The organism is Spiroplasma endosymbiont of Polydrusus formosus, assembly GCF_964263245.1.
GTDB lineage: Bacteria > Bacillota_I > Bacilli_A > Mycoplasmatales > Mycoplasmataceae > Spiroplasma.
Genome location: NZ_OZ181656.1, coordinates 758,089 through 772,199 on the forward strand (window position 1 = coordinate 758,089; position 14,111 = coordinate 772,199).

The following is a 14,111-nucleotide window of genomic DNA, read 5'->3' on the forward strand; positions in this document are numbered from 1 at the left end:
TATTTAAGTTTAAGAATGCAAATTATATTACCTCAACGGTTAATACGAGCGTGTTTAATTAATGACAATTTATTGAAAATTGCTTTTTTTTAGAGAAAAGTAATGTTGGTAAATCAAATTTTTAAATATATTAACAAATCACCGTCAATTAGCAAAAATTTCACAAACGCCCAGAAAGACACAAGAATGTTAAATTTTTTTGCAATTAATAATAATCAATTTCATATTGTTGATGCTCCGGAACATGGTTTTGTAAGAGTGAGTGATCAACATAAGAATGTTTTTGTCAAAATGATGAAGGAATATTTAACAAAACGCAATAATTTAAAATTTGTTTGTCTATCAGTCGACTTGCGGTATCCACCAACACGAAATGATTATGAAACTTATCAATATTTAAAATATTTTAATAGTTTTAATTGGAACAAAACTTGATAAGGTAAAAAGAATGATATTAAAAAAAAATAAAAAATTGTTAAAGCGAAATTAAATTTTGCTGATGGTAATTATTTTATTAAAATATCAAGTCTTAATAAAATTGCTCGAGATGAATGTTGAACATTATTTGTAAAATTATTAAATTTTAATGAATAATGTAAAATTGAACGGATTAGAAAAATTATTAAAAATATTGCTAAATTAACACATAATTAGGTATATTAATGAGAGGATAACATGAATAATTTTGGTCGTATAAATAATTATAAGGTAACTTATAAAATTTAAAAAATTAGAACGCTTTAAGCGTTTCATTTACATTTTTATTTTAAATCAAACTGTTTTATTGTTAATATTTATCTCTTATATTTTTCATTTTTAGTATTTTTACACACTAAAAAATACCTTTTATTTATTTTATATTTTTAAAAAAATAAATTAAAAACTAAATACTTAAATTTTGAACTTTAAGAACTTCAACTAAATTATTTTTATTAACTACAATATTTTTCATTTTTTTATTATTTTTCATATTAGTTTCACTATTAATTTTAATCATTTAAGCAGTTAATAAATTATTAAAAGTTCTTTTATTATATATTTTGCTTCCTCTACCTTTAACACTTTTCACATTATTGAAAAGGCACTATTATCAAAAAAGCCATTTATAGTGAAAAAACTATTAGAAATAAATTAAATACTAGTATGATAGGATTAAAAAATAAAATTAATTTACTTGATACGAATTAACAATTAGAAGAAAATAAATTTAATTGTTCAGTTAATAATTTTGTAAATAATAATTTACAACCAATTTTATATTTTTATTGTGGAAAAATTTAAAAAAATACAAAAATATATTAACAATAAAATTAAAAATAATACAATCTAATTAATTAAGTGATTGTATTATTTCACGATTTCTAAGGTATTAATTTAAGACCCCAAAATAATTTATACGACCATAAATCGACCATAATTTTTTTTAGTGTTGGCTTATTTAAAATGGACAATGTTGTAGAAAAAACCATCAATCTATTTGTTTGGTATTGGTTGAACAGTCAAATAATAATTACTTTGCAGTGAAATTAAAAAATCATAGTGCTATAAAAATAGTAACAAGATTTAAAGATATTATTATAAACAATAATTTAATAGGTAAAATGAAAAGAATAATAAAAGATAAAGGAAAGAATTTAGTAAATGAAGATAAATGGAAATATTTACTGAAACACAAATTTATTTTTGTGACCCCGGTAAACCACAACAAAAACCATTAATTGAACATATGAACGGTGAATTTAGATATTGACTTCCTAAGGGAACTGATTTTAATAATGTTAGTCAAAAAATAATAGATTTAGTAGTTAATGTTATAAACGATAAACTTCGACCGTGTTTGAATTGAATAAGTGCAAAGGTAATGTTTTTACAAAATATAAATTTGCCGTTTGTATCTACACAGTGACATATTTAGAAAACAAAACATTAAAATGCTTTTATTTGAAAAATCATGATTAATAATTTGAATATTAACATCGACAAATTTACCTAAATTTCAATTAATAAATATTTATCCGATTGTAATGGAATATTTTCCAAAAATTTTATCAATAAAAAAACAAATAATTTGTATAAAAAAATTCAAAATGATATTATAACAAATGGTTATTTTTTATATGCTGTTTAATTAAAAATGACCCAATAATTTTTGGGTTTTTGTGGTTTCAATAATGTAACTTTTGTAGCTGATTTTACTCCTTGTGTTGAAATTGGGTTACGCTTAAAACAAACATCACAGGGGCAAGTAATTTCCAACAGAAGCAGCAAAAAGATTGTTTAAATTATAGGAAAACTAAACTAATATTTCTGATTGTTTATAGTTTTACAAATATTTTAAATAAATGCTCTGAAAATATAATGAAAAAAATTTGAATGGAAAAAGTTAAATAATTTTATCATCCAAATGTTTCGCAGAAAAATATTTTAGTAAAGCATGTTTTGTATAAAATTAAGCTTTAATTTAACTTTTTAATCGGTATATTTTAGATAACGTTGTCAGAAAACAGGAGTTAAACCCCGCAGAGCTAACGGGATCACAATTTGCATAATTGGAATTGGATAGGTAAAAAGAAAAATATAAATAAAATTATAAACAATTGCATATAATCAATCTGTATAACCTTATCAAACTGAACCAGGAAATAAAGTTGTTCAAATTAGGACTACAGATAATACTTGTGATAAATAAATTAAACTAATAATACTGAAACAAATAATAATATAATTAACATATGTAATATATTTTTTATCATTATTAACCTTAAAATGCATAAAGCCGGCAATAATAGGAATAATCATCGGGACAAAATAATCAAGTAAATATGATCATGCTGAAACATAAAAATGCAAGGAAATAAATAATAAGGACATTAAAACACTAATACTCCCAACAAAAACCGGATAAAGCTGAATGCAAAAAAGCAATAATTACAATAGGAATATATCTTAGTCCGACAAACCAACCACCAAATAAAGGTAAATATTAATTAATAATGTTTCTAAATAGGCTAATATCAAGGTTAAAACAACAAAAATTACAATAATAACAAAATCAAATGTTTTTCATTTTCAAATTCCTAAATTAATTAAAAACGTTTGCGTTTAGTGGCATTAGCAAAAAGAAAATCATTAACTTTTGTTTCATAACTATAAATAATAGTATTACTAATTATATTCAGGATATTAAAACTAATAATATTTAAAATAATAAACTGAAATTTATAATTAATATACTCTTCATAACTTGCCAATAAAACACTTATCGCATATAAAATTCTAAAAATTAATCCAAAAGCACAAATAGTTATACAAAAAATTCATATTTCTTTAAAATTTTCATCATTATTTAAATTCAATAATGTACTTAAAGTTGATAAAGGTAAAATATTAAGAGTTATTAAAAAAATAAAGTATAAAATAATTACAACAAATAGTTATTTTATCATAAAATAACTATTTGTTGTTTAAAATTAAATTTAACCGTTGGGGTTACATCCATATTAAAATCTCCTTACAAAAATAATTTTGTAATTAACTTCTATGAAAGTGAGGATCAAATTAAATTTATTAAATTAAATCAATAACTAATTGGGACTCCCCATGCTAGTCTTAACTAGATCTCTAGTTCTAAGAGTATTTTTCAAGCTTATTCTTCATAATTTACATTTGGCAATTACAACGTAATCTTAACATTATTGTAAAAAACTGCAAGAAATTTTAATAATTTATTATATAAAATTTATTATATAATGTATATAGAAATTATATATATATATATATATATATATAATTAGAGGCAAGAGATATGTTTAAATGATGAAGACTAAAAAAACCGAAGCAATAATAGTAAATTTAGCAACAGCTAATATTTTTGATGACTAAATTGAAGTATTTAGTGGGGTTGGTTTTAGTGATGAATCATTTACAAATGATTTAACTAAATCAATAACATCAACAAAATCACCAAATTCGAAAATAAAAGTTAATGAAGAACAAGAGTTAAAACAAAAACCAAAATATTTTAACAATATCCATCATATTGGACAAAATGATCGTCACCAAATCAATAAATACAAAGAAGAAAATAATGTGAATGAACATGAAAATTTATTAGAACAATTAGAACAATTAAAAATTTACGTGATAGTTCCCAAGTACAACCAAATTAATTTCAACAAACGTTAAATAGTATTAAAGAACGTAATTTTAATGATCATATGGCGTATATTATGGAAAGAATTAAAGTTTTTCATCGTGATGATGATAAATTAGAATTAGATCAAAACAACGAACCACTATAAGTAAAAAATACTAACAAAGCAAGGAAAAAATAAAATCACAATTACTGGTAAAGAAGAAATTACGAGTTTAAAACAAAAATTAACAAATAATCCTTTAAATAATATTGAGAAAAAAGATAATTTTATCATTACTTTATCTGTTGAACAATTTCAACAAGTTGTTCGTGATACGGTGGAAGATGTTTAAATTTAGTTGGGAATTAAAAATAAAAATTAATAATTTTCCATTTATTTTTGTTTATTTTAATTTTAGATTGGAGCGGAAAAACCGATGAAAATAGCTTTATTTGGTGGTAGTTTTGATCCTTTTCATACCGATCATTTAACAATGATTAATCTTGTTAAAACAAAAACAGATATTGATGAAATTTGAATTATTCCAACAAATCAAAACCCGTTTAAAACAAGGAAACTATCACCAGTTAACGATCGCTTTACAATGATTACTTTAGCAGTTAGTAGTTTACCATATGTTAAAATTAATGCGATTGAATTAGAAAATAAAAAGTCTAGTACTACTTATGATACTGTTTTAAAATTACAACACAAATTTCCTAACCATCAATTTTATTTTATGATTGGGTCTGATCAGTTGACGACGTTAGATAAATGAAATAATATTGAGGCATTAACAAAAATGCAAACTTTTATTATTTTTCAGCGAAACGAAAAGATTAATAAAGCAATTTTAAAACAATATCAAGCAATTTTAATTCCATTTCATAATAATTTACATTTATCATCAACAATGTTACGCGAAAAAAAAAATATCGCCTTACAATTACCAATGATTACTAATTATATTAATAATAATTTATTATATTTGCCAGAACGTTTAAAACAAAATGTTGATGCGAAAAGATATCAACATTGTTTAAATGTCGGTCAAAAAGCACAAGAATTGGCGTTAATTTATAATTTAGACCCGCAAAAAGCTTTAATTGCCGGGACTTATCATGATGTCACAAAACAATGAACAGAAGAAAAACAACAAGCATATTTAACAAAATATTTACCATCTTTTTTATCAGAGCCCTTGCCAACGTGACACTCTTATACTGGTTATTGTCATTTAAAATATGATTTATTATTTACTGATGAAGAAATTTTATCAGCAGTTAAGTGGCATACTGTTGGTTGACCACAGATGACAATGTTTGAAATGTTAATATTTGTTGCTGATAAAATTAGTTGTGAACGAGATTATCCGAAGGTTGATTATTATCGAAAATTATCCCAACAAGATTTAAAAAAAACATTTATAGAATTGTTGATCGCTCAATTTGAGCGATCAGCGGCTCAACATGGTGTTGAATATTTAGGAAAGAACATTAAATTAACTTATCGTCATTGGATAGGGGATAAATAAAAAAATGAATTTAATTATTATTGCAATTAAAGAAAAAAATATTAGCAATCATTAATCCTTTACAACCAACAGATATTGTTAAATATTCCTATATTAAATTATATCAAAAAGGTGATTGGTTATTTGCAATTAGTAAGATTGGGTTAGTAAATAAAACAATGACTTTAATAACAATATTTAACAACAATAATTAATGATTATGCAATTAAAACACTTTACAATATCAACACATTTGGATCATTAAAAGCAACGTTTTAAACCATTGATATTTTTGGTGATTACAAAATCTTATTATACTTTTGCTGATGTGCAGGGATTTTGTTATAACATAGGCCAAACTTCCTGGTGAAGCCGTTAAGTTATAATTAATAGTGACCAAAAATTGTTAATAACAATAACAACAAAAGTTCCCTAAATTAAACAAGTTGTATTAGAAAACAGTTATATTTTTATTGATAAATTAGAATATTTTAACCATATTAAAAATAAATTCAAAAATAAAATTGATGTTGTAGATATAGAAGATAATGCGTTTTTCCAAGTCGCTGCAAAATACCACATTCCAATTGTTAGTATTAAAATTGTTACATAAATTGTTACATATTATTTACAACCAGATAAAAAAGTTCAACTAGTCAATTTAACAAAAAATTTATCACAAGATGATATTTTAATTCGTGATTTAATTTGTAAATAATTATTAAATAATTAGAAGATAAATAATTTAAAATTAAGTTATAATTAAATAACATTAAATAACATTTATTAAATATAAAAAGGTGTTAAATGCAAAATTTTATCAAATATTATTGTCGAGATTGAAGGTTTTGATTTAAAATAGTTGTAGCAATGTTTGTTTTATTTGGCTTAATAACAGATTATTAAACAAATTTACTGCATTTATATAAAATTATTGTGAATGGAAGTGATCAAAAACCAATATATTTATGAGCTGTGTATGATAAAATAGAGGGGTGATTGATCATTGAAATTATATTGGTTATACCATATTATATGGGTCGTGAATTTCACATTTTACAACCCAATCAAATTTTTTAGTATTAATTTGATTTTTAATTGCAATTATTGGTAATCGTAATTAAGGAATTATTAAACCATTAAAAACATATTTTTCATTATCAGTTGCAGTTTACATTACTGTTACTTGTTTAATTTATAATTTCTTATTATTACCATCAATTTTGAAAAATAAAGATTTAACTTGAAATGCGATTCGCTGATCAGGACAAATTATGTTGCGTGTTGTTGTTCTACTATTAACCATTTTTATATTGTTGGCTTTACTAAACAATAAACATTATTTTTAATAAGACAATTTTATCAACAAAAATTATGATGATATTTTCTTTATAAAATTTTGTATGGGATATATGGAATTATTAAAGTAATTTTATGTTAGTACAATGGGGTGGGGTGCATTCAAACATTGCTTATCAGTATTTCTTTTTACAAATAACAAACCCAAAAGTAGCAGGGTTATCGGTAATTGTTTTGTTTGTAATTACCATTATATTAATTTCCGGGATTATTATTGCTTTTGGTAGTTTGTATCATTTTATTATTTTGAAACTTGCGAAATATCCGCAATAAAGTAATGATAAAGTTTTATTTGCAAGATAATATTTCTTTTAAAATTAATTTGATAAAAGCACTATAGTGCTTTTATTTATTCAATATAATTAAACCCAGTTCACAAAATAAAGGTAACGATTTAATGAGGATATTATTAACGATTTTTAGTGTTTTATTTTTATGTTTTACTAGTAATGTAGGGTTACTTAGTTGTGTGACAGAATTAAAGCAAATGTTTGAGGATAAATAAGAAATCAATTAAAATCAAGAACTTAAAATTTTTAATAACCTGAGTTGTAAAATTAAATGGGACAGTTAAACAAATAAAAATATTGTGTTAAAATCCAAATTTAAAAAAGGATAAATAACACAATGTATCAAAAAATAACAATAGAAAAATTAATTTCAATCCAACAATATCAAAATTTTAATTATTAAATTAGAAAAACAGTTTATAAAATAAATCAAAGTAAAATAACTGTCCATAAAATTTATAAAATGTTGGCCGCTGATTTAAACTCAATTGAAATTTATGAAAATAGTAATAAAAACAAAAAAAGTCAGTAGCAAACAAAAAACATTAAATAAAATTTACCTCGAAATTATTAATTATTTAGTTAATTATGAACACTATTCACTAGATATTATTACAAATATAATAAGAAATATTGACAAAAATTTTATCTGTTGGCGCTGTGTAGATACAAACGGCAAATTTATATATTGTTAAATTATTCACCAAATAATCCTTTTATTAAAAGGATTTATAAAAAATATCGTTTATTTTGTGTAGGTAAAACAGTAAAAAATCTGTTTTTATGATAAAAGTTTTTAATTTAAAGATACTACCCGATCAATAATGCAAATAAATTTATGTTTTTTAATATAAAAATAAAAAAATAATCTTATAATAATTGTTTTTTGCTGGTTAATCGCACAGGGCGCTGTTCAAAGAACTTTATATATTTTTAACTTTTCTCGTTATAATTTTAATAAAGAAAATTTATTAAGAAAAGGTAAAAATAAACCACATAATAAAACAGAAAACCACAGAAAAGTTAATAATTGTCAAACAATTATTGAATGTAATATTGAATTTTCAAATATTAAAGCATAAATGTCTCTGGTCATCTAGAGGAAGATACTATAGTTGGTGAAAACCATAAAACAACAATTATAACCTTAGCTGATATATTATCTAAAAAATCAATATAGCTAGTAACTAAATAATAGCAAAAGCAAAGATGTCATAGAAAGTATAATAAAATTTATTTTAAACAAACCACCTGGCACAATAAAAACAATTACATTTGATCGTGGTAAAGAATTTATTAGGTGAAAAAATTTGAAAATATTTATAAAATAAAAGTTTATTTTGCTGATACTGGTTGTTCTATCCAAAAATAATTAAACGAAAATAATAATGGAATTTTGAGACGAATTTTACCAAAATGAATAGATTTATCAATATTTTCTCAAAATTATTTAAATAAAATAACATTGAAAATAAATTCAATGCTAATAAAATCATTAAATTATAAAAATTAATTTGATTTAATACAAAATATTCAATAAAGTATCCCAAATATATTTACAATTCAGGTAATTATTTATATAGTTATTTATAAAATTTTAATCATTTTATTTTTCAGTGTGTCAAATTTCATAAATTTAAGACAAAAATAATAAATTTTTTAAAAATAAATTATATTTAACATTTATTTTATTGGTGTTATAATGAGAAATTAAAATTGAAATTAAATAAAGCGATACACTTCATAGTGCACTTTACAGACTTTGTGCATTGATATAACAATATTCAAATTAAAGATATTTAAATTATTTAACACATGTTGAATTTAAAAAACAACAGTCCATATAAAAGTATCCTAAAAAGGGTTACCAATTCATCCAAAAAAAGTAATAATTAATAGAATATTTTTTAAATTATCAATTTATTTTTTTAAATTCGTTGTAAAATAATATTATTATTATTAATTCATTACTATATAAAAAGGAGACAAATAGAATAAAAAAATCAATTGATACAATTAAAATGTTGGGAATTGAAGCAATTAATAAAGCAAATTCAGGTCATCCAGGAATTGTTCTTGGAGCTGCACCAATGGCCTATACTTTATTTACAAGACATTTAGTTGTTAATCCACAAGTAGATAAATGAACAAATCGTGATTGATTTGTTTTGGCAGCTGGGCATGGTAGTGCTTTATTATATAGTTTATTACACTTATCAGGTTTTGATATTAATATTGATGATTTACGCAATTTTCGCCAAGTTGTCTCGATTACTCCCGGCCATCCTGAATCACATTTAACTCCCGGAGTTGATGTTACAACTGGTCCGCTTGGACAAGGAATTGCAACGGCAGTAGGATCAGCCTTGGCAGAAACTCAATTAGCAGCAAAATACAATACAAAAAAATATCCACTTTATAATCATTATACTTATGTTATATGTGGTGATGGCGATTTACAAGAAGGTGTTACGCAAGAAGCAATTTCTTTAGCGGGACATTGAAAATTAAATAAATTAATTGTTTTATTTGATTCAAATGATGTGCAATTAGATAATATGGTTAATGTTGCGCAAAGTGAAAATATTGGAAATCGTTTTAAAGCAGCTAATTGAAATTATCTTTTTGTTAAAGATGGTAATGATGTTGAAAAAATTGACCAAGCAATTATTAAAGCAAAAAAAAGTGATAAACCAACTTTAATTGAAGTAAAAACTGTTATTGGTTGCGGTTCAACTAAACAAGGGACACCGGCAGTTCACGGTACGCCATTAGGAACTGATATTGAGACAATTCGCAAAATGTTAAAATGAAACTACAAACCATTTGAAGTTCCTAGTGAAGTATATGATGATTTTGATGTTAATGTTAAACAACGGGGAATTAATAAGCACTGTAAGTGATTAAAAATGTATCAGGAATTTTGTAAAGAAAACTCATCTTTAGGAAAAGAACTTGATGATGCAATTTATGGTAATTTTAATTTTAATCCGCAAGATTTGTGTGATTTAAAACCAATTAAAGCCCAGGCAACACGGGTTAGTAGTGGGGCAATTCTTGATCGTCTTTCAAATATAATTCCAAGTTTAATTGGAGGTAGTGCTGATTTAAGTGGCAGTACTAAAGCAAAAGGTGCTGATGGCGTTTATAGTGTTGAAAATCGCAAAGGTCGTAATTTAGCATATGGGGTCCGTGAATTTGCAATGGCCGCCATTAATAATGGAATTTGTCTTCATCGCGGATTAACACCTTTTGCAAGTGGATTCTTTGTTTTTGCGGATTATATGAAACCAGCAATTCGGTTAAGTTCATTAATGGAAATCCCTGTTATTTATTTGTTATCCCATGATTCAATTGCTGTTGGTGAAGATGGACCAACTCATCAACCAATTGAACAATTAGCAATGTTGCGTAGTCAACCAAATTTAAATGTTTTTCGTCCTGCTGATTTTAATGAAACATTAGGGGCTTATCATATAGCTCTGCAAACAAAGCATACTCCAAGTGTTATTTTAATTACTCGGCAAGATTTACCAGAATTAGAACATTCAAATGTTGAAATGGTTAAAAAAGGAGCTTATCAAGTATATGGTGAAAATAATAACAATGATGTTGTGTTATTAGCAACAGGTAGTGAAGTAGGCACAGCTATTGCTGTGGCGCAAAAATTGGAGCATGATAAAAAAATTAAAGTAAAGGTCGTATCAATGCCGTGTTGAGAATTATTAGAACAACAAGATGCTGAGTATAAAACAAAATTATTAGAATCAAACGCCCTAATTGCTTCGATTGAATTAGGGACAACTTTTGGCTGAGAACGTTATACTTCAAATAAAGGGTTAAATTTTGGAATTAATACATTTGGCCAATCAGGCCCATTCAAAGATGTTTTAGAATATTTTGGTTTTAATGTTGAAAATATTGTTAATGCTATTAATAAAAAAATGCAATTATCGCAACAATGATAATTGTTTTTAAATTGTTTTTAACATAAAATTACTTATAAATAACATTAAATAATACCTAAATTGTAAAATTAAATGGAATAGTTAAACAAATAAAAATATTGTGTTAAAATCCAAATTTAAAAAAAGATAAATAACACAATGTATCAAAAAATCACAATAAAAAAATTAATTTCAATTCAATAATATCAAAATTTTAATTATTAAATTAGAAAAACAGCTTATAAAATAAATCAAAGTAAAAAAACTGTCCATAGAATTTATAAAATGTTGATGTTGTTTGAAACCCAATTGAAATTTATGAAAATAGTAATAAAGACAAAAAAAGCTGGTTGCAAACAAAAAACATTAAATAAAATTTACTATGAAATTATTAATTATTTAGTTAATTATGAACACTATTCACCAGATATTATTACAAATATAATAAGAAATATTGACAAAAATTTTATCTGTTCAAAAACTTTATTTATGTTTAACTTTTCTCGTTATAATTTTAATAAAAAAATTTATTAAGAAAAGGTAAAAATAAACCACATAATAAAACAGAAAACCACAGAAAAGTTAATAGAAAAGACATCCCAAGAGGTAAAAGTATTTACGCTAGATATTAATATTAATTATGAAGTTAAATTTAAACAATTACAAAACCGTGATCATATTACTGATTTAATAGTTATTAGTAATAATTTAAACACCATAAACAATATTAAAAAGCAACTATCAGAATATCCTTATTAATTTGCAAAAGAGATTAGTAATTCAACAATTGGAATTATTGGAACTGGGCGAATTGGTTTTGAAGAGGCAAAGGCACGACACAGAATGAGAGCAAAAGTATTATAATACGATATTTATCAAAATTATGCTATTCGTACAGTTTTAACATATACTGATTTAGATACTTTGTTAAAATAATCCTATTTAATTTCATTGCATTGTTTATATTTCAAAGAACAAAATGTCGTATAAATTATTTTGGGGTCTTAAATTAATACATACAACCAATTTAAATAAAATGAATAATATTGCCTTTGATAATTTACCAGTCTTATTTTTTATTTCGATTGCAATGGAATATACCAAAAATATGGGGGTTGCAGCATTAACCTCGGTGGCTTGTATTTTTAGTTTTTAATGCTATTAAATTGTCATTACTAAATTAAGCACATGTTCACATTCGATATATTGTTAATATTGAAGAGGCAAGTAAAATAACAATTAATGGATTGGTGATTGGGGGAGTGACCTCAGTTAATCTAAATTTACTAACCGGTGAATAATTATTAAAATTAATGCAAACAAGTGATATTTATAAATAATTAGTTACTGGATCAGCTGTTAAAGTTACAATTGTTAGTTCAACGCGTGTAACGACCCCTAATTTAACTTATTATTCTATACTAGTCAAACATGAGAGCAGTACAAAATAAATTATTAACTTCTAATTTAGAAATTAATTCATTAAATATTGGGTTTTTGGTGGAATTTTTGTTGGAGCAATTGCAGGATTTGCTCACAATCGTTTTCATAAAACACAATTACCCCGGCATTAAGTTTCTTTAGTGGAACAAAATTAGTGCCAATTATTATTTTTATGGTGTTTAATTCCTTTGACTTTTATTTTTATGATTGTTTGACTATTAATTGGTGATGAGTTAGCGTGATTTTAAAATAAATCAAGGAAATTATCAGTTTGGTTAGATTATTTTATTTTTGAAATTTTTTAAAAATCATTAGTCCCATTCTGATTATACAATGTGCTTTATTCACCACTTTGATGAACTCAAGAGGGAAGAAGCGCAACAAACTTAATTGCTAATCTTTAAAAAGATCCTTTTAAGGATCTGACTTTCCTAAAATATTTACAAGAAGCCAATTATATTCAGGTTAGTATTGATTTAAGCGGAATTGAAGTTTTAATAATGTAACCTTGTGCTATTAATAGTTGAATATCAAACTTAAATGTGTCTACAATTGCCACTGTTGGGGACTAAACTATTATGTATAAAATTATTGCTGATCCAAAAATTATCTTTACAACGATGCAACATATGAGGTTAAATTTAGGCCATTTCCAAGGGGGAAATTTCTATTCATGATTTTTGTATTACCAGCAGTATCAGCAGCCACGTACTTTAGTGTTCCAAAAAAATCGAAAACAAATAATAGGGATTTACTCTTCAACAACATTTACGTGTTTCTTAATGGGAATTACATAGTAAATTGAATTTACTCCTTCTTATTTGTAACACCGTGATTATTTTATGGGGTTAATATGCCGTTATGTGACATTCCATTTATGTTGATGGAACTATTTGCATGTGCATAATTCAATGACAGTATCAGGTATATTTATTGACTTTATTTTTTTTGGAATTATTCCGTTTGTTAGAGGAAAAGAGACAAACTTTTATTGAATTTTTGACTTTGGAATCCCATACATTGCCGTTTACTTTGTTGGTTTATACTTTGCAATTAAATATGGTAAAGTTCAAATTCCAGGGCGTGATGGTATTACGAAACTATATACCAAAACCGATTTTAAAACAAAACAAAGCGGAAGCGAATCAGCAGTATGATTTGCTACAAAAGGCGGACACTGTAAAACGTGAAAAAGCACGAAAAATTATTGAATTTTTAAGCGGTACAGATAACATTGCGACAGTTGACTCATGTGCTTTACGTTTACGTGTAACATTTGTTAATAGTAGTCTTGTTAATAAATATGAAATTAAAGCTTTAGGTGGCAGTACCGGGATATTTATCCCTGGCCAATCAATACAAATTATTTATGGTTGCGAGCAATAAGTTATTAAGACATATATTCGTGAACTATTATCAGAAA

The 14,111-nt window shown here is 24.6% G+C and carries 11 protein-coding genes and 1 pseudogene; 9 read left to right on the forward strand and 3 right to left on the reverse strand.

All coding sequences use genetic code 4. The annotated features are described in order from the left end of the window. The first annotated feature begins 186 nt into the window (after positions 1-186). Together ACE38S_RS04050 and ACE38S_RS04055 are read left to right on the forward strand one after the other, a co-directional pair. Positions 187-438 carry a hypothetical protein gene (locus tag ACE38S_RS04050; RefSeq protein ID WP_374696506.1) on the forward strand — a complete coding sequence of 84 codons (252 nt, stop codon included), beginning with the start codon at positions 187-189 and terminating at the stop codon, positions 436-438. Between the two features lie 1,022 nt (positions 439-1,460). After that, positions 1,461-1,915, forward strand: a pseudogene (locus ACE38S_RS04055) (transposase); the annotation flags it as partial. A gap of 707 nt (positions 1,916-2,622) precedes the next feature. Here the strand turns inward: ACE38S_RS04055 and ACE38S_RS04060 are convergent. The 3 genes from ACE38S_RS04060 to ACE38S_RS04070 all read right to left on the reverse strand — a co-directional run bounded on the left by ACE38S_RS04060 (position 2,623) and on the right by ACE38S_RS04070 (position 4,028). Continuing rightward, positions 2,623-2,871 carry a hypothetical protein gene (locus ACE38S_RS04060; protein ID WP_374696507.1) on the reverse strand — a complete coding sequence of 83 codons (249 nt, stop codon included), beginning with the start codon at positions 2,869-2,871 and terminating at the stop codon, positions 2,623-2,625. Between the two features lie 215 nt (positions 2,872-3,086). Next, positions 3,087-3,251: a hypothetical protein gene (locus tag ACE38S_RS04065; protein WP_374696508.1), complete on the reverse strand. Its 165-nt coding sequence runs from the start codon at positions 3,249-3,251 to the stop codon at positions 3,087-3,089. A gap of 627 nt (positions 3,252-3,878) precedes the next feature. Next, positions 3,879-4,028, reverse strand: coding sequence for a hypothetical protein (locus tag ACE38S_RS04070; protein ID WP_374696509.1), 150 nt, complete (start codon positions 4,026-4,028; stop codon positions 3,879-3,881). A 544-nt stretch (positions 4,029-4,572) separates the two neighbouring features. Between ACE38S_RS04070 and ACE38S_RS04075 the strand changes: the two genes are divergently transcribed. The 7 genes from ACE38S_RS04075 (at position 4,573) to ACE38S_RS04105 (ending at position 14,074) form a co-directional block, all read left to right on the forward strand. Continuing rightward, positions 4,573-5,670 carry a nicotinate-nucleotide adenylyltransferase gene (locus ACE38S_RS04075; RefSeq protein ID WP_374696510.1) on the forward strand — a complete coding sequence of 366 codons (1,098 nt, stop codon included), beginning with the start codon at positions 4,573-4,575 and terminating at the stop codon, positions 5,668-5,670. A gap of 20 nt (positions 5,671-5,690) precedes the next feature. Beyond that, on the forward strand, positions 5,691-5,864 hold the full coding sequence (locus tag ACE38S_RS04080; RefSeq protein WP_374696511.1) for a hypothetical protein: 174 nt from the start codon (positions 5,691-5,693) through the stop codon (positions 5,862-5,864). A 1,219-nt stretch (positions 5,865-7,083) separates the two neighbouring features. Further along, positions 7,084-7,281 (forward strand): hypothetical protein, encoded by a 198-nt coding sequence (locus tag ACE38S_RS04085; protein WP_374696512.1) that lies wholly within the window; start codon positions 7,084-7,086, stop codon positions 7,279-7,281. A gap of 514 nt (positions 7,282-7,795) precedes the next feature. Continuing rightward, positions 7,796-7,993, forward strand: a complete 198-nt coding sequence (locus ACE38S_RS04090) for a hypothetical protein (RefSeq protein ID WP_374696513.1) — start codon at positions 7,796-7,798, stop codon at positions 7,991-7,993. A gap of 1,299 nt (positions 7,994-9,292) precedes the next feature. After that, the gene (gene tkt, locus ACE38S_RS04095; RefSeq protein WP_374697132.1) at positions 9,293-11,266 is read left to right on the forward strand and encodes a transketolase; all 1,974 of its coding nucleotides are present in this window, start codon (positions 9,293-9,295) and stop codon (positions 11,264-11,266) included. 297 nt (positions 11,267-11,563) lie between these two features. After that, complete coding sequence (locus tag ACE38S_RS04100; protein WP_374696514.1) at positions 11,564-11,779, forward strand: hypothetical protein; 216 nt, start codon at positions 11,564-11,566, stop codon at positions 11,777-11,779. A 1,995-nt stretch (positions 11,780-13,774) separates the two neighbouring features. Then, positions 13,775-14,074, forward strand: a complete 300-nt coding sequence (locus tag ACE38S_RS04105) for a PTS transporter subunit EIIB (protein ID WP_374696515.1) — start codon at positions 13,775-13,777, stop codon at positions 14,072-14,074. Positions 14,075-14,111 lie beyond the last annotated feature (37 nt).